The sequence below is a fragment of the Paenibacillus psychroresistens genome, from assembly GCF_009728935.1.
Taxonomy (GTDB): domain Bacteria; phylum Bacillota; class Bacilli; order Paenibacillales; family NBRC-103111; genus Paenibacillus_AC; species Paenibacillus_AC psychroresistens.
Map to the genome: position 1 here is coordinate 245,204 of NZ_CP034235.1, position 22,297 is coordinate 267,500.

Annotated in this window: 39 protein-coding genes; 38 read left to right on the forward strand and 1 reads right to left on the reverse strand. The window is 40.7% G+C overall.

Annotated elements, in window-relative coordinates:
• Positions 1 to 26: 26 nt before the first annotated feature.
• The 37 genes from rplC to EHS13_RS01315 all read left to right on the forward strand — a co-directional run bounded on the left by rplC (position 27) and on the right by EHS13_RS01315 (position 20,646).
• The gene (rplC, locus tag EHS13_RS01135) at positions 27 to 653 is read left to right on the forward strand and encodes a 50S ribosomal protein L3 (protein WP_155698565.1); all 627 of its coding nucleotides are present in this window, start codon (positions 27 to 29) and stop codon (positions 651 to 653) included.
• Positions 654 to 676: 23 nt separating this feature from the next.
• Complete coding sequence (rplD, locus tag EHS13_RS01140; protein ID WP_155698566.1) at positions 677 to 1,300, forward strand: 50S ribosomal protein L4; 624 nt, start codon at positions 677 to 679, stop codon at positions 1,298 to 1,300.
• Positions 1,300 to 1,596, forward strand: a complete 297-nt coding sequence (rplW, locus tag EHS13_RS01145) for a 50S ribosomal protein L23 (RefSeq protein ID WP_155698567.1) — start codon at positions 1,300 to 1,302, stop codon at positions 1,594 to 1,596. The genes rplD and rplW overlap by 1 nt, the downstream gene beginning before the upstream one ends.
• Positions 1,597 to 1,626: 30 nt before the next feature.
• Entirely contained in the window at positions 1,627 to 2,457 is an 831-nt protein-coding gene (rplB, locus tag EHS13_RS01150; protein ID WP_155698569.1) for a 50S ribosomal protein L2, read from the forward strand.
• A 39-nt stretch (positions 2,458 to 2,496) separates the two neighbouring features.
• Complete coding sequence (rpsS, locus tag EHS13_RS01155) at positions 2,497 to 2,790, forward strand: 30S ribosomal protein S19 (RefSeq protein ID WP_155698571.1); 294 nt, start codon at positions 2,497 to 2,499, stop codon at positions 2,788 to 2,790.
• A gap of 40 nt (positions 2,791 to 2,830) precedes the next feature.
• On the forward strand, positions 2,831 to 3,166 hold the full coding sequence (gene rplV / locus EHS13_RS01160; RefSeq protein WP_155698572.1) for a 50S ribosomal protein L22: 336 nt from the start codon (positions 2,831 to 2,833) through the stop codon (positions 3,164 to 3,166).
• A gap of 13 nt (positions 3,167 to 3,179) precedes the next feature.
• A complete protein-coding gene (gene rpsC, locus EHS13_RS01165; protein ID WP_155698574.1) occupies positions 3,180 to 3,848 on the forward strand; it encodes a 30S ribosomal protein S3 in 669 nt (222 codons plus the stop codon).
• A 2-nt stretch (positions 3,849 to 3,850) separates the two neighbouring features.
• The gene (rplP, locus tag EHS13_RS01170; protein ID WP_155698575.1) at positions 3,851 to 4,285 is read left to right on the forward strand and encodes a 50S ribosomal protein L16; all 435 of its coding nucleotides are present in this window, start codon (positions 3,851 to 3,853) and stop codon (positions 4,283 to 4,285) included.
• A complete protein-coding gene (rpmC, locus tag EHS13_RS01175; RefSeq protein ID WP_155698576.1) occupies positions 4,275 to 4,478 on the forward strand; it encodes a 50S ribosomal protein L29 in 204 nt (67 codons plus the stop codon). Before rplP ends, rpmC begins: the two co-directional genes overlap by 11 nt.
• 35 nt (positions 4,479 to 4,513) lie before the next feature.
• Complete coding sequence (gene rpsQ / locus EHS13_RS01180; protein ID WP_155698577.1) at positions 4,514 to 4,777, forward strand: 30S ribosomal protein S17; 264 nt, start codon at positions 4,514 to 4,516, stop codon at positions 4,775 to 4,777.
• Between the two features lie 50 nt (positions 4,778 to 4,827).
• On the forward strand, positions 4,828 to 5,196 hold the full coding sequence (gene rplN, locus EHS13_RS01185; protein WP_155698578.1) for a 50S ribosomal protein L14: 369 nt from the start codon (positions 4,828 to 4,830) through the stop codon (positions 5,194 to 5,196).
• Positions 5,197 to 5,241: 45 nt separating this feature from the next.
• Positions 5,242 to 5,595: a 50S ribosomal protein L24 gene (gene rplX, locus EHS13_RS01190; protein ID WP_227013742.1), complete on the forward strand. Its 354-nt coding sequence runs from the start codon at positions 5,242 to 5,244 to the stop codon at positions 5,593 to 5,595.
• Positions 5,596 to 5,622: 27 nt separating this feature from the next.
• Positions 5,623 to 6,165, forward strand: coding sequence for a 50S ribosomal protein L5 (gene rplE, locus EHS13_RS01195; protein ID WP_155698579.1), 543 nt, complete (start codon positions 5,623 to 5,625; stop codon positions 6,163 to 6,165).
• Between the two features lie 34 nt (positions 6,166 to 6,199).
• Entirely contained in the window at positions 6,200 to 6,385 is a 186-nt protein-coding gene (locus EHS13_RS01200; protein ID WP_155698580.1) for a type Z 30S ribosomal protein S14, read from the forward strand.
• Positions 6,386 to 6,415: 30 nt separating this feature from the next.
• On the forward strand, positions 6,416 to 6,814 hold the full coding sequence (rpsH, locus tag EHS13_RS01205; RefSeq protein ID WP_155698581.1) for a 30S ribosomal protein S8: 399 nt from the start codon (positions 6,416 to 6,418) through the stop codon (positions 6,812 to 6,814).
• Between the two features lie 31 nt (positions 6,815 to 6,845).
• Entirely contained in the window at positions 6,846 to 7,388 is a 543-nt protein-coding gene (gene rplF, locus EHS13_RS01210) for a 50S ribosomal protein L6 (RefSeq protein ID WP_155698582.1), read from the forward strand.
• A gap of 51 nt (positions 7,389 to 7,439) precedes the next feature.
• Complete coding sequence (gene rplR / locus EHS13_RS01215; RefSeq protein ID WP_155698584.1) at positions 7,440 to 7,808, forward strand: 50S ribosomal protein L18; 369 nt, start codon at positions 7,440 to 7,442, stop codon at positions 7,806 to 7,808.
• A 32-nt stretch (positions 7,809 to 7,840) separates the two neighbouring features.
• Positions 7,841 to 8,338, forward strand: a complete 498-nt coding sequence (rpsE, locus tag EHS13_RS01220) for a 30S ribosomal protein S5 (RefSeq protein WP_155698586.1) — start codon at positions 7,841 to 7,843, stop codon at positions 8,336 to 8,338.
• Positions 8,339 to 8,350: 12 nt separating this feature from the next.
• Complete coding sequence (gene rpmD / locus EHS13_RS01225; protein WP_155698587.1) at positions 8,351 to 8,539, forward strand: 50S ribosomal protein L30; 189 nt, start codon at positions 8,351 to 8,353, stop codon at positions 8,537 to 8,539.
• Between the two features lie 37 nt (positions 8,540 to 8,576).
• A complete protein-coding gene (gene rplO / locus EHS13_RS01230; RefSeq protein ID WP_155698589.1) occupies positions 8,577 to 9,017 on the forward strand; it encodes a 50S ribosomal protein L15 in 441 nt (146 codons plus the stop codon).
• Positions 9,017 to 10,315 (forward strand): preprotein translocase subunit SecY, encoded by a 1,299-nt coding sequence (secY, locus tag EHS13_RS01235; protein ID WP_155698591.1) that lies wholly within the window; start codon positions 9,017 to 9,019, stop codon positions 10,313 to 10,315. Before rplO ends, secY begins: the two co-directional genes overlap by 1 nt.
• A 61-nt stretch (positions 10,316 to 10,376) precedes the next feature.
• A complete protein-coding gene (locus tag EHS13_RS01240) occupies positions 10,377 to 11,027 on the forward strand; it encodes an adenylate kinase (RefSeq protein WP_155698593.1) in 651 nt (216 codons plus the stop codon).
• The gene (gene map / locus EHS13_RS01245) at positions 11,027 to 11,779 is read left to right on the forward strand and encodes a type I methionyl aminopeptidase (RefSeq protein WP_155698595.1); all 753 of its coding nucleotides are present in this window, start codon (positions 11,027 to 11,029) and stop codon (positions 11,777 to 11,779) included. The genes EHS13_RS01240 and map overlap by 1 nt, the downstream gene beginning before the upstream one ends.
• A 10-nt stretch (positions 11,780 to 11,789) precedes the next feature.
• A complete protein-coding gene (locus tag EHS13_RS01250; RefSeq protein WP_155698596.1) occupies positions 11,790 to 12,101 on the forward strand; it encodes a KOW domain-containing RNA-binding protein in 312 nt (103 codons plus the stop codon).
• 2 nt (positions 12,102 to 12,103) lie between these two features.
• Positions 12,104 to 12,322, forward strand: a complete 219-nt coding sequence (gene infA / locus EHS13_RS01255; RefSeq protein WP_144936581.1) for a translation initiation factor IF-1 — start codon at positions 12,104 to 12,106, stop codon at positions 12,320 to 12,322.
• Between the two features lie 60 nt (positions 12,323 to 12,382).
• Positions 12,383 to 12,496, forward strand: a complete 114-nt coding sequence (gene rpmJ / locus EHS13_RS01260) for a 50S ribosomal protein L36 (protein ID WP_155698598.1) — start codon at positions 12,383 to 12,385, stop codon at positions 12,494 to 12,496.
• 15 nt (positions 12,497 to 12,511) lie between these two features.
• The gene (gene rpsM / locus EHS13_RS01265) at positions 12,512 to 12,880 is read left to right on the forward strand and encodes a 30S ribosomal protein S13 (protein WP_155698600.1); all 369 of its coding nucleotides are present in this window, start codon (positions 12,512 to 12,514) and stop codon (positions 12,878 to 12,880) included.
• Positions 12,881 to 12,898: 18 nt separating this feature from the next.
• On the forward strand, positions 12,899 to 13,294 hold the full coding sequence (rpsK, locus tag EHS13_RS01270; RefSeq protein ID WP_155698602.1) for a 30S ribosomal protein S11: 396 nt from the start codon (positions 12,899 to 12,901) through the stop codon (positions 13,292 to 13,294).
• A gap of 128 nt (positions 13,295 to 13,422) precedes the next feature.
• On the forward strand, positions 13,423 to 14,367 hold the full coding sequence (locus EHS13_RS01275; protein ID WP_155698604.1) for a DNA-directed RNA polymerase subunit alpha: 945 nt from the start codon (positions 13,423 to 13,425) through the stop codon (positions 14,365 to 14,367).
• A 26-nt stretch (positions 14,368 to 14,393) separates the two neighbouring features.
• Positions 14,394 to 14,762 carry a 50S ribosomal protein L17 gene (gene rplQ, locus EHS13_RS01280; protein WP_155698606.1) on the forward strand — a complete coding sequence of 123 codons (369 nt, stop codon included), beginning with the start codon at positions 14,394 to 14,396 and terminating at the stop codon, positions 14,760 to 14,762.
• A gap of 102 nt (positions 14,763 to 14,864) precedes the next feature.
• Positions 14,865 to 15,635 carry a tRNA pseudouridine(38-40) synthase TruA gene (gene truA / locus EHS13_RS01285; RefSeq protein WP_227013743.1) on the forward strand — a complete coding sequence of 257 codons (771 nt, stop codon included), beginning with the start codon at positions 14,865 to 14,867 and terminating at the stop codon, positions 15,633 to 15,635.
• A 115-nt stretch (positions 15,636 to 15,750) separates the two neighbouring features.
• Entirely contained in the window at positions 15,751 to 16,188 is a 438-nt protein-coding gene (gene rplM / locus EHS13_RS01290; protein WP_155698608.1) for a 50S ribosomal protein L13, read from the forward strand.
• Positions 16,189 to 16,208: 20 nt separating this feature from the next.
• Entirely contained in the window at positions 16,209 to 16,601 is a 393-nt protein-coding gene (gene rpsI / locus EHS13_RS01295) for a 30S ribosomal protein S9 (RefSeq protein ID WP_155698610.1), read from the forward strand.
• 168 nt (positions 16,602 to 16,769) lie between these two features.
• Positions 16,770 to 17,462: a phosphoadenylyl-sulfate reductase gene (locus tag EHS13_RS01300; protein ID WP_155698612.1), complete on the forward strand. Its 693-nt coding sequence runs from the start codon at positions 16,770 to 16,772 to the stop codon at positions 17,460 to 17,462.
• Positions 17,463 to 17,495: 33 nt separating this feature from the next.
• On the forward strand, positions 17,496 to 18,677 hold the full coding sequence (sat, locus tag EHS13_RS01305) for a sulfate adenylyltransferase (protein ID WP_155698614.1): 1,182 nt from the start codon (positions 17,496 to 17,498) through the stop codon (positions 18,675 to 18,677).
• A 72-nt stretch (positions 18,678 to 18,749) separates the two neighbouring features.
• Entirely contained in the window at positions 18,750 to 19,505 is a 756-nt protein-coding gene (gene cwlD / locus EHS13_RS01310) for an N-acetylmuramoyl-L-alanine amidase CwlD (RefSeq protein ID WP_155698616.1), read from the forward strand.
• A 52-nt stretch (positions 19,506 to 19,557) separates the two neighbouring features.
• Entirely contained in the window at positions 19,558 to 20,646 is a 1,089-nt protein-coding gene (locus EHS13_RS01315) for an Mrp/NBP35 family ATP-binding protein (protein ID WP_155698617.1), read from the forward strand.
• Between the two features lie 59 nt (positions 20,647 to 20,705).
• Here the strand turns inward: EHS13_RS01315 and gerD are convergent, their stop codons facing one another.
• Positions 20,706 to 21,434, reverse strand: a complete 729-nt coding sequence (gerD, locus tag EHS13_RS01320; RefSeq protein WP_155698619.1) for a spore germination lipoprotein GerD — start codon at positions 21,432 to 21,434, stop codon at positions 20,706 to 20,708.
• 184 nt (positions 21,435 to 21,618) lie between these two features.
• Here gerD and EHS13_RS01325 point away from each other — a divergent pair, with 184 nt between their 5' ends.
• Positions 21,619 to 22,221 (forward strand): KinB-signaling pathway activation protein, encoded by a 603-nt coding sequence (locus tag EHS13_RS01325; RefSeq protein ID WP_162462916.1) that lies wholly within the window; start codon positions 21,619 to 21,621, stop codon positions 22,219 to 22,221.
• Positions 22,222 to 22,297 lie beyond the last annotated feature (76 nt).

The window sequence follows — 22,297 nt, forward strand, 5'->3', positions numbered from 1 at the left end:
AAATGTAAAAGAAAAGAGGTGTCAACATGACAAAAGGTATCTTAGGTAAGAAAATAGGTATGACTCAAGTTTTTACTCCTGAGGGTTTGGTATTGCCGGTAACTGTTATTGAAGCAGGTCCTTGTATCGTTTTACAAGTGAAGGATTTGGAGAATGATGGCTACGAAGCAATTCAACTTGGTTTCAGTGACAAAAAAGAAAAAAATGCAATTAAACCTGAGTTGGGCCATGCTAAGAAAGCTGGAGCAACCCCTAAGCGCTACATTAAAGAATTTCGCGGTATTACGTTGACAGATTATACAATAGGCCAAGAAGTTAAGGCTGATCTGTTTAGCGCAGGCGAATTTGTTGATGTGACTGGCACTTCCAAGGGTAAAGGTTTTCAAGGAACAATCAAGCGTCACAATACATCTAGAGGTCCTATGGCGCATGGTTCGCGTTATCACCGTGGTCCAGGTTCGATGGGTTCCATTCAAGCTAATAAAGTTCCTAAGGGTAAGAAACTTCCGGGACATATGGGGCATGAAACAGTTACCTTGCAAAACCTACAAATCGTTAGAATCGATTTAGAGCGTAATGTTATTTTAGTTAAAGGATCCATTCCAGGTCCTAACAATAGTTACGTAAGCTTAAAATCAACAGTTAAAAAGTAAGTTAGCAGGAAGGAGGATTACTAATGCCAAAAGTAGCAGTTTTTAATGTTAGTGGAGCACAAGTTGGAGAAATCGAATTAGCCGATTCCGTTTTTGGAATTGAACCCAACAAATACGTGCTGCATGACGCAGTTGTAATGCAACAAGCTTCACAACGTCAAGGCACGCACAAAGTAAAAGGTCGCTCTGAAGTTAGAGGCGGTGGACGCAAACCGTGGAAACAAAAGGGTACAGGCCGTGCGCGTCAAGGTAGTATTCGTTCGCCACAATGGAGAGGCGGCGGTATCGTTTTTGGACCGACTCCGCGCAGTTATGGCTACAAATTACCGAAAAAAGTTCGTCGTATAGCAATCAAATCCGCTTTATCTTCTAAAGTAATTGCTAATGAAATCATCGTATTGGATCAATTATCGTTTGACCAACCGAAGACTAGTGCATTTGTAGCAGTATTGAAGAATCTTAAAGTCGACACTAAGGCGCTTATCGTGACAAGCAGCTTCGATGCTAATGTCGTTTTATCATCCCGTAACATTCCTGGAGTTAAATTTGTTACCGCGGACGGCATAAACGTGCTTGACGTTTTGGTGTATGATAAATTGATCATCACTAAAGATGCGGTTAGCAAGGTAGAGGAGGTATTCGCATAATGAAAGATCCTCGTGATATTATCAAACGCCCTGTAATTACTGAGCGTACAAGCGATTTAATGTCGATGAAGAAATATGTGTTTGAAGTAGATCTTCGTAGCAATAAAACGGAAATCAAACAAGCCATCGAATCCATTTTTAAAGTTAAGGTTACTAATGTAAACACTTTAAGAATGCCGGCTAAGCCTAAGCGTTATGGCAAACATTCAGGATATACATCCGAATGGAAGAAAGCAATCGTAACGTTAAGCAAAGAAAGCAAAGAATTAGAATTCTTCGAAAACGTGAACGTTTAGTATCATTCTATGAAGTAAGGAGGAATCCACATGCCAATTAAAAAATATAAACCGACATCCCCGTCTAGACGTCAGATGTCCGTGTCTACTTTTGAAGAAATTACAACAGACACACCAGAGAAATCGTTACTAGCTCCTTTGTTTAAACAAGCGGGTCGTAACAACCAAGGTAAAATCACTACACGTCACCGTGGTGGCGGTCATAAGCGTAAATACAGAATTATCGATTTTAAGCGGACCAAAGATGGTATACCAGGTCGCGTTGCTACAATCGAATATGATCCAAACCGTTCCGCTAATATCGCATTGATCCATTATGCTGATGGTGAGAAAGCTTACATCATCGCTGCTAAAGGTCAAAAGGTTGATGACGTGATCGTATCTGGACCAGGTTCAGATATCAAGATTGGTAATGCAATGGCGCTTGAGAACATCCCGGTCGGTACTGTAATTCATAACATTGAATTGAAACCAGGCAAAGGCGGACAATTAGTTCGTTCAGCAGGTACTTCAGCTCAATTGTTAGGTAAAGAAGAACAGTATGTAACGGTTCGTTTAACTTCAGGTGAAGTTCGCAAAGTCTTAAAGGTTTGCCGTGCTACAATTGGATCTGTAGGAAACGAAGATCATGAATTGATTAACATTGGTAAAGCTGGTCGTAACCGTTGGAAAGGTCAACGTCCTGAAGTTCGTGGGGTAGTAATGAATCCTAATGATCACCCGCATGGTGGTGGTGAAGGTCGTGCTCCAATTGGTCGTAAATCTCCAATGTCACCTTGGGGCAAGCCTACTCTTGGTTACAAAACGCGTAAGAAAACTAAAGCGTCTGACAAGTACATTGTACGTCGTCGCACTAAATAATTCGCAAGTTAATCAGCTCGGACGAAGGGAGGATTACAAATGGGACGTAGCTTAAAAAAAGGACCTTTTGTGGATGATTACTTAATGAAGAAAGTTGAAGCGTTGGGTCCAAATGCCGGTACAGGCCAGAAAAAAGCTGTTATCAAAACTTGGTCACGCCGTTCTACAATTTTTCCACAGTTTATCGGTCACACATTTGCTGTTTATGATGGTAGAAAGCATGTACCGGTATGGGTAACAGAAGATATGGTTGGACATAAATTAGGTGAGTTTGCTCCTACACGTACGTATAAAGGGCATTCCGATGATGATAAGAAAACCGGTAAACGTTAAAATCCGATTTTAAATGAAACGTTTGAGAGGAGGTTCTACAATGCAAGAAGCAACAGCGCATGGGAAACATATTCGCATCGCTCCTCGGAAAGTACAGCTAGTGATTGATTTGATTCGTGGTAAAGCAGTTGGTGAAGCAATCGCAATATTGCGTCACACACCTAGATCAGCATCGCCAATCATCGAAAAGATACTTAATTCCGCGATTGCGAATGCGGAACATAACTTTTCGCTTGACCCGAACAAATTAGTGATCAGTACAATTTTTGTAGGTCACGGACCAATCATCAAAAGATTCCGTCCACGTGCCATGGGTCGTGCGAGTAATATTCATAAACGTACTAGCCACATTACACTAGTGGTAACTGAAAAATAAGGAGGGATTACACGTGGGTCAAAAGGTACATCCGATAGGATTTAGAATTGGAGTTATTCGGGATTGGGAGTCTAAATGGTTTGCTGGTAAAGATTACGGCGATTTATTGCTTGAAGACGTCAAAATTCGTGAATACTTAAAAAAGAAACTTAAAGATTCTGCTCTTTCACATGTTGAAATCGAACGTGCATCTAATCGTGTTAACGTTACGATTCATACAGCTAAGCCTGGTATGGTTATCGGTAAAGGCGGCGCAGAGGTTGAAGTTATTCGTAACCACATCGCAAGCTTTTCTAATAAAAAAGTGCATATCAATATTTCTGAAATTAAATATCCTGATCTTGTTGCTGTACTAGTTGCAGAAAGCATTGCTCAACAATTGGAGCGTCGCGTATCATTCCGTCGTGCCATGAAGCAAGCATTGCAAAGAACTATGAGATCTGGAGCAAAAGGTATCAAAACTGCCGTTAGCGGACGTTTGGGCGGAGCTGAAATTGCTCGTAGCGAAGGCTACAGCGAAGGTACAGTGCCACTTCATACACTTCGTGCGGATATCGATTATGGAACAGCTGAAGCGCATACCACATACGGTCTTATTGGCGTAAAAGTATGGATTTATCGCGGGGAAGTTCTTCCAACTGTTAAGAAGAAAGCTGCAGTCATTGAGGAAGGAGGGAACTAATCATGTTAGTACCTAAACGTGTAAAACATCGTAAAGAATTCCGTGGTAATATGAAAGGTCGCGCTAAAGGCGGTACAGAAGTAGCATTCGGCGAATTCGGTTTGCAAGCTGTAGAACCAGCATGGGTAACCAACAGACAAATTGAAGCAGCACGTATTGCTATGACTCGTTACATCAAACGTGGCGGTAAAGTTTGGATTAAAATTTTCCCTTCAAAGCCAGTTACGCAAAAGCCACTTGAAGTACGTATGGGTAGTGGTAAAGGTAACGTTGAGAAGTGGGTTGCAGTTGTTAAACCGGGCAAAATTCTTTTTGAACTAGCTGGGGTAACAGAAGAAATAGCACGTGAAGCAATGCGTCTTGCGGCACATAAATTGCCGATCAAAACAAAATTCGTGAAACGTGAAGAAGTAGGCGGTGAAGCAAATGAAGGCTAGTGCTGGTGAATTTCGCAACTTAACAAGTGTTGAACTTGAACAAAAAATTGCCGGATTTAAAGATGAACTCTTTAACCTCCGTTTTCAGTTGGCTACAGGTCAATTGGATAACCCGTCTCAAATTCGCGATGTACGCAAAGAGATTGCTCGTGCAAAAACTATTTTGCGTGAAAGAGAACTTGGGATCGGCTAATCGGGTCTTGATTTTAGAGAAGAGGAGGACTTTCAATGGAAGAACGCAATGATCGTAAAGTACAAGTTGGTAAAGTAGTGAGTAACAAAATGGAGAAAACCATCGTTGTTGCAATCGAAACATATAAGAATCATGACTTGTACCACAAGAGAATTAAGGTTACTAAAAAGTTTAAAGCCCATGACGAAAACAATGCTGCTAAAATCGGCGACGTTGTTAAGATAATGGAAACTCGTCCGATATCGAAGGATAAGCGGTGGAGATTGGTTGAAATCGTTGAAGCAGCTATCGTCCTTTAAGAGATAAGCAGCAGGTACTATAGGAACAAGTCCGAAAGGAGGAAACTCGAATGATCCAACCATTTAGTAGATTAGCAGTTGCCGATAATTCCGGTGCCAAGAAATTAATGTGTATTCGTGTCCTTGGCGGCACAGGTCGTCGTGTAGGTCATATTGGTGATTTAATTATCTGCGCCGTTAAAGAAGCAACACCAGGTGGCGTTGTCAAAAAAGGTGATGTAGTTAAAGCCGTTATCGTCCGTACAAAACGTGGTGCTCGTCGTAAAGACGGTTCACATATCGCATTTGATGAAAATGCAGCAGTTATAGTTAAAGATGACAAAAGCCCACGTGGAACTCGTATTTTTGGACCTGTAGCTCGTGAATTGCGTGATCGTGATTTTATGAAAATTATTTCTCTAGCGCCTGAAGTTATTTAATTTCAGCGTCAATGTAAACCGCCACTTGGGAGGTGTAATCGAAAAATGCCAAAGCAAAAGAAGAAGTTAGAATCTCATAATCACAAGCTGCACGTCAAAAAAGACGATACAGTGTTCGTTATTACCGGTAAAGATAAAGGTAAAAAAGGACGTATTATTGCAGCGTATCCCCGTCAAAATCGCGTTTTGGTTGAAGGAATTAACATGATGAAAAAACATGCTAAGCCTTCACAGCAAAACCCGCAAGGCGGAATCATTAATCAAGAAGCCCCAATCCATGTATCTAACGTGATGTTAATCGATCCGAAGAGCAATAAGCCGACTCGTGTAGGTTATAAAATATTGGATAACGGGAATAAAGTTCGAATCGCCCAAAAATCAGGCGAAGTTATCGATTAATAAAGTGCGGAAGGAGGTACATGAATTATGGCAGCAAGATTAAAAGATCGGTTCTTAAACGAAATTACACCAGGTTTAATGACAAAGTTTAACTATACAACGGTTATGCAAGTTCCTAAAGTTGAGAAAGTTGTAATCAATATGGGTGTGGGCGATGCAGTTTCCAACTCCAAAATTCTTGATGCAGCAGTTTTAGAATTGCAAACCATCTCTGGTCAAAAGCCAATCGTAACGAAAGCCAAAAAATCCATCGCTGGATTCAAGCTTCGTGAAGGTATGCCGATCGGAACTAAAGTAACATTACGCGGTGAACGCATGTACCATTTCTTGGATAAATTATTCAATGTTGCTTTACCTCGCGTACGTGATTTTCATGGTGTTTCAAACAAAGCGTTTGATGGCCGTGGAAACTATACACTTGGTTTGAAAGAGCAATTGATTTTTCCGGAAATTGAGTATGATAAAGTGGATAAAATCCGTGGAATGGACATCGTTATTGTAACGACTGCAAAAACGGATGAAGAATCGCGCGAGTTGCTAACTCAAATGGGAATGCCCTTTGTTAAGTAAACAACAACTTATAGCATTCGGAGGTGGAAAATAAGTGGCAAAAACTTCGATGATAGTCAAACAACAACGTAAACCGAAATTTGCGGTTCAAGCGTACACACGTTGTGGACGTTGCGGTCGCCCGCATTCCGTTTTACAAAAGTTTAAAATTTGCAGAATATGTTTTCGTGAATTAGCTCATGCTGGCCAGATTCCTGGCGTTAAAAAAGCAAGCTGGTAATAAACCCACTTCGGGAAGGAGGTTCGCAATATGGTAATGTCAGATCCGATTGCAGATATGCTTACACGCATACGCAACGCTAATGTTGTTCGTAAAGAAACCGTAGAAATTCCAGCTTCCACAATCAAAAAGGAAATTGCTGAAATTTTGAAAAAAGAAGGCTTCATTCGTGATGCTGAATATGTTCAAGATAACAAACACGGGATTATCCGCTTGTTTCTTAAATACGGTCCTAACAATGAACGTGTAATTTCCGGCTTAAAAAGAATTAGCAAACCAGGCTTGCGCGTATATACGAAGAGTCAAGAGGTTCCTCGTGTACTAGGCGGTCTAGGTTTAGCGATTATCTCTACCTCAAGTGGAGTAATGACTGATAAAGAAGCTCGTCAAGCTAAATCAGGCGGAGAAGTTATCTGCTACATTTGGTAATTGATCAAGGCAATCGAATGGAGGTGTACACATGTCTCGAATTGGTCGTAAACCAATCACTGTACCAGCAGGAGTAAATGTATCTTTTGAAGACACAAGAATCACGGTAAAAGGACCTAAAGGTGTTTTGTCCCGTGAATTGCATAAAGATATGATCGTTGCTTTGGAAGAAAACGTAATTAACGTAACTCGTCCTTCCGACAATAAGTTACACCGCTCTTTACACGGAACTACCCGCAGTGTGGTAGCTAACATGGTAATCGGAGTAACTGACGGATTTACAAAAAATTTGGAATTGGTTGGCGTTGGTTACCGTGCTAACAAAAACGGGGATAAATTAGTGCTTAACGTAGGTTACTCACATCCCGTTGAAATTCTACCTGAATCAGGTATCGAATTCGATGTTCCAACAAATACAAAAATTACAGTTAGAGGTATCGATAAAGAACTTATCGGTGCAACAGCAGCTAAAATTCGCTCCGTACGTGAGCCCGAGCCTTATAAAGGTAAAGGGATTAAATATGAAGGCGAACGCATTCTTCGTAAAGAAGGTAAAGCTGGTAAGAAGAAGTAAGATCGGCATTCTAAGGGTTTCTTAGAAGATATGAAGGGAGTGAACATCCTCATGATTACAAAAAGCGATAAAAACGCATCACGTTTGAAGAGACATCTTCGTGTACGTAAGAAAATCGAAGGAACGACTTTACGTCCTCGTTTGAATATTTTCCGTTCATCGAAGCATATGTATGCTCAAATTATTGATGATATAAAAGGCGTAACAATCGTTGCTGCTTCCACATTGGATAAGACTTTGGGAGAAGCCGTTACTAACGGTGGCAATATTGATGCAGCTCGTCAAGTTGGAGCATTAATTGCCCAACGTGCAAAAGAACAAGGTGTTGTGAAAGTTGTATTTGATCGCGGCGGGTATTTATACCACGGACGTGTTCAAGCATTAGCTGACGCAGCGCGCGAAGCTGGACTAGAATTCTAGTTCACACTCTATTCAATAAGGAGGTAAAAAACTTGCGTGTAGATCCCAATACATTAGACTTAAAAGATAAAACGGTTCACATTAACCGTGTTGCTAAAGTTGTTAAAGGCGGTCGTCGTTTTAGTTTCAGCGCACTAGTAGTTGTCGGTGACGGCAATGGCTGGGTTGGTGCAGGAATTGGTAAAGCAGGCGAAGTTGGAGATGCCATCAAAAAAGGTATCGAAGATGCTAAGAAAAACTTAATCCACGTGCCGATTGTGAAAACAACAATACCCCATTTAGTGGTTGGTAAATTTGGTGCAGGAAGAGTTCTACTTAAACCGGCATCACAAGGTACTGGAGTTATTGCTGGCGGACCTGTTCGTGCAGTATTGGAATTAGCTGGAGTCGGCGATATTTTGACAAAATCTTTAGGATCCTCGAACTCCATTAACATGGTAAACGCGACATTGGAAGGCTTACAACGCTTGAAAAAAGCGGAAGAAGTTGCAAAACTGCGCGGAAAAACAGTCGCTGAACTGTTAGGTTAGGGGGAAAATACAATGGCAAAACAACTACTGATTACCCTTACTCGTAGCTTGATTGGACGCCCTGAAACACAACGTGTAACTGTAAGAACCTTGGGATTAAAGAAATTGAATTCCAGTGCTGTTCAACTAGATAACGTTGCGATTCGTGGAATGATCAATAAAGTTAGTCATTTGGTTGAAGTTAAAGCATTCGAAGAATAAATAGAGCTCCAGAAATTTTACAAGGAGGTGCACAACGATGAAGTTACATGAACTAGCTCCAGCACCAGGATCACGTCACGTTAAGAAACGTGTCGGTCGCGGTATTGGTAGCGGTACTGGTAAAACAGCAGGTAGCGGGCATAAAGGTCAAAAAGCTCGTTCTGGTGGTGGCGTTCGTCCTGGATTTGAAGGGGGTCAAAACCCTTTATTCCGTAGATTGCCTAAACGCGGGTTTAATAATCTTAATCGCAAGGAATACGCAGTAGTCAACTTAGACGTGCTTAACAATTTCACAACTGGAACAGAAGTCACACCGGAAGTTTTGATGGAATACGGTATTGTCAAAAATTCAAAAAGTGGAATTAAGATTTTAGGCAATGGCGAGCTTACTGTTCAACTTACAGTAAAAGCTAATAAGTTCTCCCAATCTGCGGTGGATAAAATTCAGGCTGCCGGCGGTAAAACCGAGGTGATTTAATGTTTAATACCCTAGCCAACATCTTTAAGGTAGAAGATCTTAGAAGAAGAATTATATTTACATTAGTCATTCTGATTGTATACAGAATTGGTTCCTTTATACCAGTGCCAAACATCAATATTGATATGCTTAAAGTTGAGGATCAATCAGGTGTTGACGTATTCGGGTTATTAAATACATTCTCGGGTGGAGCATTGCATAGATTTTCCATCTTCGCGATGGGGATTATGCCATACATTACTTCTTCAATTATCGTGCAGTTACTTTCCATGGATGTTATTCCACGGTTTGCACAATGGGCTAAAGAAGGCGATGTAGGCAGAAAAAAACTTGCTCAAATCACAAGATATGGAACGGTAATATTGGGCTTAATTCAAGCTTTCGGATTAGCTATTGGCTTTAACAATATTTACAGCGGTTTGGTAATTAATCCAAACTTTACAACTTACGCTTTAATAGCTATTATCTTGACCGCAGGTACGTCTTTCCTAATGTGGTTAGGTGAACAAATCACAGAGCATGGTATCGGAAATGGTATATCGATTATCATCTTTGCTGGGATTGTTGCTGGAATTACAACGAACATTAATGTGATTTATCAAGAACTTTTTGTAGATGCCGGGGATGCTTTATTCTTGAACATTATTAAACTGATCTTGATACTAATTGCGATCGTTGTTATTATTGCAGGTGTAATTTTTGTTCAACAAGGAATTCGTAAGATTCCTGTTCAATACGCAAAACGTGTTGTAGGACGTAAAATGTACGGTGGACAATCCACACACATTCCTTTAAAAGTGAATGCAGCTGGTGTTATTCCCGTAATTTTCGCTTTATCACTCTTGATGTTTCCTTCTACCATCGCACAATTCTGGTCTGGAAATGTCGTAGCAGATTGGATCATTAAAAACTTGGTTTACACAGCACCGCTTGGTATGGTCTTCTACGTAATCCTTATCATTGGTTTTACGTATTTCTACACATTTGTTCAGATTAATCCTGTTCAAATGGCAGATCAAATGAAGAAAAACGGTGGATATATTCCGGGTATTCGTCCTGGTAAAACGACGCAAGTTTATTTAACCAGAGTGATGACACGTATTACTTTATCTGGCGCAATATTCTTGGCAGCTGTTTCAATTTTGCCTATGATCTTTGGAGCTTTAGCTAATTTACCGGCACAAGTACGTATCGGGGGTACCTCGTTGCTTATCGTAATCGGAGTTGGCTTGGAAACTATGAAGCAAATTGAGAGCCAATTAATCAAACGCCATTACAAAGGGTTCATCAATAAATAATGAAGCGAACCGGTTTAACCTGGGTAAGCTCAGCCGATCCACTTCGGAGGAGGTCACACGAATGAATGTAATTTTTATGGGTCCTCCTGGTGCAGGTAAAGGGACACAAGCCGAACAAATAGTGAACGAGTTTGCCATACCTCACATTTCAACAGGCGATGCATTTCGTCTAGCGATGCGTCTTGGTACTCCGCTCGGTATCGAAGCAAAGAAGTTTGTGGATCAAGGTTTATTGGTCCCGGATGAAATTACTATCGGTATCGTGCGGGAAAGAATTCAAGATCAAGATTGCCAGAATGGCTTCTTGTTGGATGGATTTCCAAGAACGATTTCACAAGCGCAAGCTTTGGATGAAATTTTGGGAACAATGAGTAAAAAGATTGATTATGTCATTAACTTAAGCGTAGATCGTAATTTACTCTTAGCCCGTTTAACAGGAAGAAGAATCTGCAAGTCATGTGGCGCTACTTATCACGTAATTTTCAATCCTCCTCAGCAAGAGCTTGTATGTGATAAATGTGCAGGTGAGCTGTATCAACGTTCTGATGATACAGAAGAGAAGGTTGGAACGCGGTTAGATGAGTATTTGTCCAAGACAGCTCCGCTTCTTGAGTATTATGACAATCAGAAAATTTTGCGTCAGGTTAACGGTGAACAAGAGATCAATGCGGTTACTGCAGAAATCAATACCCTTTTGCGAGGACAGTCCTGATGATCATTTGTAAGTCGGAGACTGAATTGAAGTTGATGCGGAAAGCAGGTCGCATTGTTGCGGAAACGCATCGCTTGTTAGCTAAGTCAATTCAACCTGGCATAACTACGAAGGAATTAGATCAAATCGCTGAAGATTATATTCATAGCCAGGGCGCAATTCCATCGTTCAAAGGCTATAATGGTTTTCCTGGCAGTATTTGTGCTTCTGTCAACGATGAATTAGTACATGGAATACCCGGTCACAGAAAGCTTAACGAAGGCGACATCATCAGTATCGATATCGGAGCACAATATCAAGGGTATCATGGTGATTCGGCATGGACTTATCCCGTTGGGAAAGTATCGGAAACAGCTCTTAAGCTGTTGGAAGTTACTGAAAAATCCTTATATGCGGGATTAGAACTAGCGAAACCAGATGTGCGTTTGTTTACAATTTCCTATGCTATTCAGAAATGTATTGAAGATGAAGGTTTTTCTGTCGTAAGAGAATACGTTGGTCATGGAATAGGGGCGGATCTTCATGAGGAACCCCAAATTCCCAATTACGGACTTCCTGAACGTGGACCGCGATTAAAGCAAGGTATGGTACTAGCTATTGAACCTATGGTCAATGTTGGAGAACGTTTTGTTAAAACGCTTGAAGACAATTGGACGGTAGTTACAGTTGATGGTTCCTTATGCTCACACTTTGAGCATACCATTGCTATTACCGCGGACGGTTATGAGATTCTGACAAAGCTCGAAGCGTAGGTGAAGAACAGTGAGTGATACAGTTAGTCCACAGCTGGGACAAATCGTTAAGATATTACGCGGCAGAGATCTCAATAAATATGCGGTAATCATTGCAATCGTCGATCAACGGTTTTTATGGATAGCGGATGGGGATAAACGAAAGTTTGACCAGCCCAAAAAGAAGAATCTACTTCATTTGCAATTACAGGATGTAATTAGCCAAGAAGTTGTGAATAGCTTATTGGAAACAGGCCGAGTAACAAATGGAAAATTAAGATACGCGTTGAACAAGTTTGTTGAGACTCAACAAATGGAAGCACCAACACAGGAAGGAGAATGAGCATGGCCAAAGAAGATGTAATTGAAGTTGAAGGTACTGTCGTTGAGCCCCTTCCAAACGCAATGTTTAAAGTTGAATTGGAAAACGGTCATAAGATACTAGCTCATGTCTCAGGTAAAATAAGAATGCATTTTATTCGTATTCTGCCAGGAGATAAAGTTACCGTTGAACTTTCGCCCTACGATTTAACTAGAGGTCGTATAACCTACCGTTTCAAATAGATTATTCATGCTTTACGATGAAAGTTTCGCTTAAGCGAAACTCTTAGGAGGTTAATCATTATGAAAGTAAGGCCGTCAGTGAAGCCTATGTGCGAAAAATGCAAAGTCATTAAGCGCAAAGGCAATGTAATGGTGATTTGCGAAAATCCGAAGCACAAACAAAAACAAGGGTAAGGAGGTGCAGTATCAATGGCTCGTATAGCTGGAGTAGACTTACCTCGTGAAAAACGAGTAGAAATTGCTTTGACTTATATATTCGGGATCGGTAAAACGACTTCGCAGAATATCATAAGCAGCACTGGTTTAAACAAAGATACTCGTGTACGTGATCTTACTGAAGATGAAGTAAGCAAAATACGCGAAGCAATTGATAAGACAGTTAAAGTGGAAGGCGATCTACGCAGAGAAATTTCATTGAACATCAAACGTTTAATCGAAATTGGTTCATACCGTGGACTTCGTCACCGTCGTGGTTTACCTGTTCGTGGTCAACGTACCAAAACAAATGCTCGTACTCGTAAAGGTCCACGTCGTACAGTAGCTAATAAGAAGAAATAAGAAAGGGGGATAAACCACATGGCAAAACCTAAAAAAGTTGTCCGCACGAAACGTCGTGATCGTAAGAATATCGATACCGGAGTAGCTCATATTCGTTCCACTTTCAACAATACAATTGTAACGATTACAGATCCACACGGAAATGCGATTTCTTGGGCGAGTGCTGGTAACATGGGTTTCAAAGGCTCACGTAAAAGTACTCCATTTGCTGCACAAATGGCTGCTGAACAAGCTGCTAAAGCTGCAATGGATCATGGTATGAAGGTTGTTGAAGTTATGGTTAAAGGTCCAGGCGCAGGTCGTGAGGCTGCAATCCGCTCATTACAAGCTGCAGGACTTGAAGTAAACTTAATTAAAGACGTGACTCCAGTCCCACATAATGGTTGTCGTCCACCTAAGCGTCGTCGTGTTTAATTCAGGATCTCGGGTGGTATAAATATCCATAACATGTGAATAATGATGTTGAAGGATAGGCATACTACTTGGTTTAATAATTTTACAGGTTATCCAGAAGCAACGACGTTTCGAGGAGGATTCATCGAATGATAGAAATCGAAAAACCCAAAATAGAAACCTTAGCACTAAATGAAGAAGGAACCTACGGTAAGTTCGTTGTAGAGCCACTTGAACGTGGCTATGGCACTACACTCGGAAACTCCTTACGCAGAATTCTACTTTCATCATTGCCCGGGGCAGCAGTAAATTCCGTACAGATCGATGGCGTATTGCATGAGTTTTCAACTGTACCTGGCGTTATGGAGGATGTAACAGAAATCATCCTTAATCTCAAAGGGCTTTCGTTGAAAATTCATTCAGATGAAGAAAAAGTGCTTGAAATTGATGCTGAAGGCGACGGTAGAATTACTGCTGGCGACATTCGTGCTGATAGCGATGTTGAAATCCTCAATCCTGAGCTTCACATTGCCACACTTTCCCCAGATGCTCGTTTGCATATGCGTATTTTTGCAAGCAGAGGTCGCGGTTATGTACAGTCTGATAAGAATAAACGTGAAGATCAACCCATTGGAGTTATTCCAATTGATTCCATCTACACGCCAATCACTCGTGTGAACTACAGCGTAGAAAATACACGTGTGGGTCAAGTTACCAACTATGATAAGTTGACTATGGAAGTATGGACTGATGGAAGCATACGTCCTGAAGAATCCGTTAGCCTTGGTGCTAAAATTCTTACAGAGCACTTGAACTTGTTCGTTGGATTAACGGATGAAGCGAAAGATGCAGAAATCATGGTTGAAAAAGAAGAAGACAAGAAGGAAAAAGTATTGGAAATGACAATTGAAGAATTGGATCTTTCCGTACGTTCGTATAATTGTCTTAAACGTGCAGGAATCAACACCGTTCAAGAGCTAATCACGAAAACAGAAGAAGATATGATGAAGGTACGTAACCTGGGTCGTAAATCTTTGGAAGAAGTTCAAGAGAAGCTGGAAGAATTGGGATTGGGACTTCGCGCGGAAGATTAGTATTTAAAGCAGAAGGAGGTTACATCATGGCAATTTATAAAAAGCTAGGTCGTGATTCCAGCGGTCGCAAAGCATTATTTCGCGATTTGGTTACCGACTTATTCATACAAGAGCGTATTCAAACAACAGAGGCTAAAGCGAAAGAATTGCGTTCAATAGCAGAAAAGCTAATTACATTAGCTAAACGTGGCGATTTGCATGCACGTCGTCAAGCAGCTGCTTTTGTACGTCGCGAGCAAGTTACTGAAGATCAAGATGCTATCCAAAAGCTGTTTTCTGAATTAGCACCTCGCTATGCAGAACGCGCTGGTGGTTACACACGTATCTTGAAACTAGGACCTCGTCGTGGAGATTCAGCCCCTATGGTATATCTGGAGCTTGTAGACCGTGCATAAAACGGATAAAGAAGGGCGAACCGAATCGTAGGGTTCAGTTATTGCCCTTTTTTAACGTTCATCTTTGATCGCATAATTTATGTTTAGGCAGTAGGTGTTAAGATGAGTATTGTACGTAATATTATGATGGTTGTTAGTTATGATGGTACCGCTTATTGCGGCTTTCAAATCCAACCACGTGACCATACCGTGCAGCAAGAGTTAGAACGAGCCATTTATGTGCTAACAGGCGAACGTGTAAAGGTGATATCATCTGGTAGAACCGATGCTGGTGTACATGCAAAAGCACAAGTGATTAATTTTTTGACGGAATGTATCATTCCCATTGATCGCTGGTGCTTTGCCGTCAACACTCGGCTTCCGCGGGATATTGTTGTTCATAAGGCAAGTGAAGCTCCTCTGAATTTTCACTCGAGACATCACGCTAAACGTAAGACTTACCGCTATACGATTCAACGCAGCAAAATACCGGATGTCTTTTATCGCCACACTCGTTTTCACCATCCAACGCGGTTAGATTTAAGCGAGATGCAAAATGGTTTATCTCATCTAGTAGGTGAGCATGACTTTTCAGCCTTTTGCTCAGCAAGAACACCGGTAGGATCACACGTGCGGACCATTTATGAAGCAACAATGGAATTTATTGCAGAGCCGTCTAGTGGAGATGGTCAAGCAGGTGTGATCCATATTTATATTACTGGTAACGGCTTCCTCTATAACATGGTGCGAATCATTGTAGGGACGCTGCTGCAGATTGGGCAAGGAAAACGAAGTGGTGTTGAGATGAACCAAATTTTGCTTTCGGGTGATCGTAATAAGGCGGGACCAACTGCAATGGCACATGGCTTAACTTTGTGGGAAGTTAGCTATTGATATGTGCTCTAGAATATAGTATGATAATATTCGGTCTTTATAACTGGCTACCCACAGCCCCGGGTTATAAGATGTTAATGATGGCTATTTTATGATCGTTTAGGAGGATTAACAAATGCGTACCACATATATGGCTAAACCTAATGAAGTTGAGCGCAAATGGTACATTATTGATGCTGAAGGAAAGACTCTAGGTCGGTTAGCAAGTGAAGCGGCAGCTATTATTCGCGGTAAGCATAAACCGCAATTTACGCCTCACGTTGACACAGGAGATTTCGTGATCATTATTAATGCCGAGAAGGTTCACTTAACTGGAAAGAAACTACAAAATAAAATGTACTACAAGCATTCCATGTATCAAGGTGGTTTAAAAGTAACTTCTGCACAGGATATGCTTAAAACTAAGCCTGAGCGCGTACTTGAATTCGCTATTCACGGCATGTTGCCTAAGACTCGTCTTGGGGACGGCATGAAAACGAAGCTTAAAGTATATGCAGGAACAGAACACCCGCACCAAGCACAACAACCTGAAGTTTGGGAACTACACGTATAATTTAGAAGGAGGACAGTTTCATGGCTCAAGTGCAATACTATGGAACGGGTCGTCGTAAGCATTCGGTAGCACGTGTGCGCCTTATACCGGGTGAAGGACGAATCGTAATCAACAAACGCGAATTAGATGATTATTTCTGCTTAGAAACTTTAAAGCTTATTGTTAAGCAACCATTGAACTTAACTGAAACTATCGGTAAATACGATATTATCGTTATTGCTCATGGTGGTGGAACAACGGGTCAAGCTGGCGCAATTCGTCACGGTATTTCACGTGCTTTGCTAAAAGTTGATCTTGAATACCGTGGTTCTTTGAAAAAGGCTGGATTCTTAACTCGGGATCCGCGTATGAAAGAACGTAAAAAATACGGTTTGAAAGCTGCTCGTCGTGCTCCTCAATTCTCGAAACGTTAATTTATACTCGTACGACTACGGAACCTTTTCTGCACTCAAGCGGGAAAGGTTTCTTTTTAAAATTTAGTTACGTGAATATGCTGACGAAGCTAGTTTTGCTAACACAAAACTCGTATTATGCTTACAAAGTTAGTTTTGCTAACACAAAACTTTAGGGAGGTAAACACCATGAATTTATTTGAAAAAGAAGCATTGGTTACTGCAGGTGCCGAACAGTTTGAGCATGAATCAGCAGAAGCAGTAATCGCATGGGCGGTTGAGAAATTTCCTAATATAACTCTGGCCTGCAGCTTTGGAGCAGAAGATGTCGTTTTAGTAGATATGCTGCAAAAAATATCTCCAAAATCAGATATCTTCTATTTGGATACAGATTTCCACTTTAAAGAAACTTATGAAACTCGTGATCGGTTGGAAGCGCACTACGGGACAAAGTTTGTGCGGGTTAGTCCCAAGCTAACACCAGAAGCTCAAGCTATTGAATTTGGTGAAGAGCTATGGAAGTCCAATCCGAATCAGTGCTGCGGAATTCGCAAGGTGGATCCTTTAACCGAAATCTTAGGAAAATATGATGCTTGGATTACAGGGATTCGTCGTGATCAAGCACCAACAAGAGCAAATTCCAAAAAAGTTGAATATGATGTAAAATTCGGACTTATTAAATTTAATCCACTTGCTAGTTGGACTTCAGAAGATGTTTGGAACTATATTCGTGAACACGAACTCATTTATAATCCACTTCATGATCAAAATTTTCCAAGTATCGGTTGCGAATATTGTACAAAACAAGTAATGCCAGGGGAAGATCCAAGAGCAGGACGTTGGGCAGGTAATGAAAAGACGGAATGCGGACTTCACAAATAATAACATTACCTAGGACACACGGAGGAGTACATTATGACACATAAGATACAAGCACATGGCGGTGAGCTAGTAAATCTACTTGTAACCGGTGAAGCCAGACAGCATCTCTTGGATAAAGCAGCAGATTTGGTTAAGGTTTCGGTTAATACTTGGACCATTTCGGATATTGATTTAATCGCTGTGGGAGCATTCTCTCCTTTAAATGGTTTTATGCAAGAAGCTGATTACAACTCTGTGGTAGACACAATGAGATTAGTTAATGGAACTGTATGGAGTATCCCCATTACGTTTGCAGTAGATGATGAAACTTTAAAAACCTTCGCTTTGAATCAACAAATTGCTTTAGTTGGTGAAACGGATGAAGTTATCTATGCAATAATGGATGTTCAAAGCATCTATCAAATTGATCAACAAAAAGAAGCTGTACAAGTTTTTAGAACCAATGATGAGGCTCATCCAGGAGTACAGAAGCTATTATCGAGACCTTCCACTTATATTGGAGGAACCCTGCAAGTATTGAACCGTCCAAAGCCTGTAAAATTTGAAGACTTTTATTTTGATCCTATTCGTACAAGAGAGATCTTCAGCGAAAAAGGTTGGAAAACGGTTGTTGGTTTTCAAACTAGAAATCCAGTTCATCGTGCACATGAGTACATTCAAAAAAGTGCTATGGAAATCGTGGATGGCCTCTTTTTGAATCCACTTGTTGGAGAAACTAAATCGGATGATATCTCTGCAGATGTGCGGATGCGCAGCTATTTAGTACTTTTAGAAAATTATTATCCTAAGGATCGTGCTTTTCTAGGTGTTTTTCCAGCGGCAATGAGATATGCAGGACCTCGTGAAGCGATTTTCCATGCTATGGTTCGCAAGAATTATGGATGTACTCACTTTATCGTGGGAAGAGATCATGCTGGTGTTGGTGATTATTATGGAACGTATGACGCTCAGCATATCTTTAGCAACTTTACTGCCGAAGAGCTAGGTATTACTCCATTATTCTTTGAACATAGTTTCTACTGCACACGCTGTGGCAATATGGCTTCCAGTAAAACATGTCCCCATGATTCAAGTGAGCATCTTCATTTATCGGGTACTAAAGTACGTGCATTACTGCGTGATGGTAAATGCCCGCCTGTAGAGTTTACTCGCCCAGAAGTCGCACAAGTCTTGATTGAAGGCATTACAGAACAACTTATCTCTTCCGGGATATAAGTTTTGGGTATATTTGTCCACCTTTTTCCATATAGATTTTAAAGAATCTAGTGGAGCAAAGGTGGATTTTTTATGCGTAGAATGAGGAAACGGGTTGTCGTGTGGATGACTTTTCAAGGTGGTTTAAAAATTGCATTATCAGCATGGCTCGCTTTGATGGCTGTTTTTATTTTGACTTATGAGCTGCCTGCAACGAAAACATGGACGTATTGGACCATGCCATTGTCCGGTAAGGTTATTGCTCTAGATGCCGGGCACGGCGGGTTAGATGGAGGGGCAGAGAGCAGAGAAGGCTTAGTCGAAAAGAATATCAATTTAGGTATTACTTTTTACTTGAGAGATTATTTGCAACAAGCAGGTGCAGCAGTTGTCATGACCAGAGAAGAGGACAAAGATTTAGCTAATGTTAACACTAAAGGGTATAGTCGCAGAAAGTCGGAAGATTTAAAGCAAAGAGTGCAATATGTAACACAGAACAAATCCGATTTATTCATCAGCATTCATCTCAACAGCATACCGTCTTCTAGCTTAAGTGGTGCTCAAACCTTTTATTCTTTATCTAATTTGGACAATTCGACTTTAGCTACCTTGATTCAGAATGAATTAAAGGACAATTTACTGAACACACGCCGTATCGCCAAGACTTTAAATTCGATGTATTTATTAAAAAATTTAAAAATGCCAAGTGCGCTCGTTGAGGTAGGTTTTTTATCGAATCCGGAGGAAGCTAGGCTGATGGCCGATCAATCTTACCAGCAAAAAGTGGCCGCTTCCATTTATCAAGGGATTCTTCGATACTTCTCAGGTGAGAAAGTGGGTATGAGCTAAAATTATGTTATAATAATCAAAAGTCCATAAAGATAAACATCGAGGTGCGATTATGATAACAAAAGAGCAGATTTTAGAGGCTGTAAAGCACGTATATGATCCTGAGTTTAAAAAGCCATTAGTGGAGCTAAACTTCGTTCGTGATGTGTTGATAAAGGATGAGAAGGTAGCACTTACTATAGTGTTAAGCAATGATGAAGAGTTGCTTAAGTCACAATATAAACAAGATATAACTGGTGCCATTAAGCATTTAGGTTACCAGGGGGAAGTTCATATCCGTTTTCGGGCTATTTCGGAGCATGAGAAATCAGAACTATCCGGTGGCGATCAGAAACAGCAGACAAGGCCCCAATCGAAAATCCGTACCGATGAATCTACATCTATATTGTCACCTGAAGCAAATGTGCGGTTCATTGCAGTTGCAAGTGGTAAAGGTGGCGTAGGTAAGTCAACAGTAACCGTAAATTTGGCAGTAGCTTTAGCGCGAAAAGGTAAAAAAGTTGGGATTATCGATGCAGATATATATGGTTTTAGCATCCCAGATATGATGGGCATTGAGAATAGACCAGAAATGGTTGAAAACAAAATCATTCCAATTGAGCGTTTTGGAGTCAAAGTTATCTCTATGGGATTCTTTGTAGAAGACAATGCTCCCATAATCTGGCGTGGACCGATGTTGGGGAAGATGCTGCGTAATTTTTTTGCAGAAGTGACTTGGGGCGAGCTTGACTACGTGTTGTTGGATTTACCGCCGGGCACAGGCGATGTAGCCTTGGATGTCCATCAAATGATCCCACAAAGCAAAGAAATCGTTGTGACGACACCTCATGCAACCGCCGCTTTTGTAGCAGCTAGAGCAGGTGCCATGGCTTTACAAACTAATCATGAAATTCTCGGTGTGATAGAGAATATGTCTTATTATTTAGATAAGTCAGGTGAAAAAGATTATGTTTTTGGTCGTGGAGGCGGTGGAAAGCTTGCGGAGCAATTAAATACAGAACTGCTCGCACAAATACCATTAGGAGCTCCAGACAATCTGCCCACAGAAGAAGAATACGCTCCATCTGTATATAAAGCGGATACTCCAACAGGGTTAATATATTTGGAAATAGCCGATGGAATCATTGCTAAATTGGGATGATTCCCATAGCAATATAAAGGACGGACCGAATGATAACTTTCGGCCCGTCCTTATTAATATTAGGATTCGGAATCTTCTCCTTCTTTCTTCTTTTTATCTTTGTCAGAACCAGAATCGCCGCCACTTTCACCGCCACTCTCGCCTCCGCTACCACCTTCACCTCCGCCTTCGCCACCTCCACCTGATTTGCCCCCGCTCTCAGCACTTTCTACTTTAGGCGTAACACCTTCTTCAACAACTTTCTTAAACAACTCCATTAATTGCATTTTGAATAGCGGACTTTGCATCGACTCTTGTATGACATTCATCATTTGTTGGCGGTAAACTGTGTTTTTCATCGTAGTTGTTATTATTTTCTGATATTCAGGATTGTTCATGATTTCAAGCATCGTCTTCTGATATTGCGGGTCCTTCATTAAATCCAATTGGATTTGTTTAATATTGCCTTGAATCGCTTCAGCAAATTGACCAGCGAATTTGGGGTCCGTCATGGTTTTCTCAAGCATCTTTTTTCCCGTATCTTGTGTTAGAATTTCTTTAACAGCTATCTGTATTTGTTGGCCCTCACCAGTTGCAAGCAGTTTAATTGATTTATCCTGGCTTTCTTTGCCTGCATCCATGATAGCCTTTTGACCCTCAGATGTTTTTAGGACATCGATTACCATCGTTTTGGTGTCTTTATAGCCTTGTCCTTGTTGTCCTTGAGATGAAGAATTGCCAGATCCGCAAGAAGTTAACGAAAATAGAACAAAGGTAAGTGTAAAAATACGAAGAATTGTTATTTTCATTGAAGTCAAGGTTCCTTTCACATGAAGTAATGCAGTTAGTATGAGGCAGATCCAAGTCTTTTATGCTTCGAGTATTCGCTTTTTGCTGTGAAGGTTGGTACAATTATGATTACTATGTGCAGCGATAAAGCGGATTAAGGCTGCTAACTATAGTTATACATGATTGCCTGGAGGGGAAATTAGGTTGACGATCAGAAAATTGCTATGGTTATTCTTTAGTACTTTAGGTTGGGGGAGTTTGGCGGGGCTTATTGTTGGCACTATCCTCATAAGCACGAATAATGAATTTGTATTATGGGAAGTTTCAAGTCCAGGTTTAAATGTCATGAATGTAATCAATATTATCCTGGCTGGAGCTACAATAAGTGTGGTAAGTCAAATGGGCTTTTTCTCCTATTTAATCTTTCGTTACATTATAGTTGGTATTATAAGGAAGAAAAGAATATGGGAATACATTCAACTGATTTTAATTGCTGAAGGAATTTTATTCTTAACTCATCTTAGATATTTATTCTTTGATTTCCCAAGGTCGAGTTGGTTGGAAGCTATAACGCTGCCTGTTATTTTGTTGGTCATCGCGATTGCGGTTTCTTACTGGAAGGTGAAAATGACTAAGGGCAGTGCATTTATTCCAACTTTGTTGTTTATGTTTGTTGTTACCTTAGTTGAAGGTATTCCCGCTTTGAGACTGGATAGCCCACCTTCCTATGTTTTTATGTTAACCCCATTGATAGTGTGTAACGCATGGCAAATTTTAAAGCTTCATCGGATTATTCGCACTGAATAAAAAATTAACCTAGGAAATCTAATGAAAAAAAAGCCCAACATCACTCTTAAGGAGAATGTTCGGCTTTCTCTTTTTA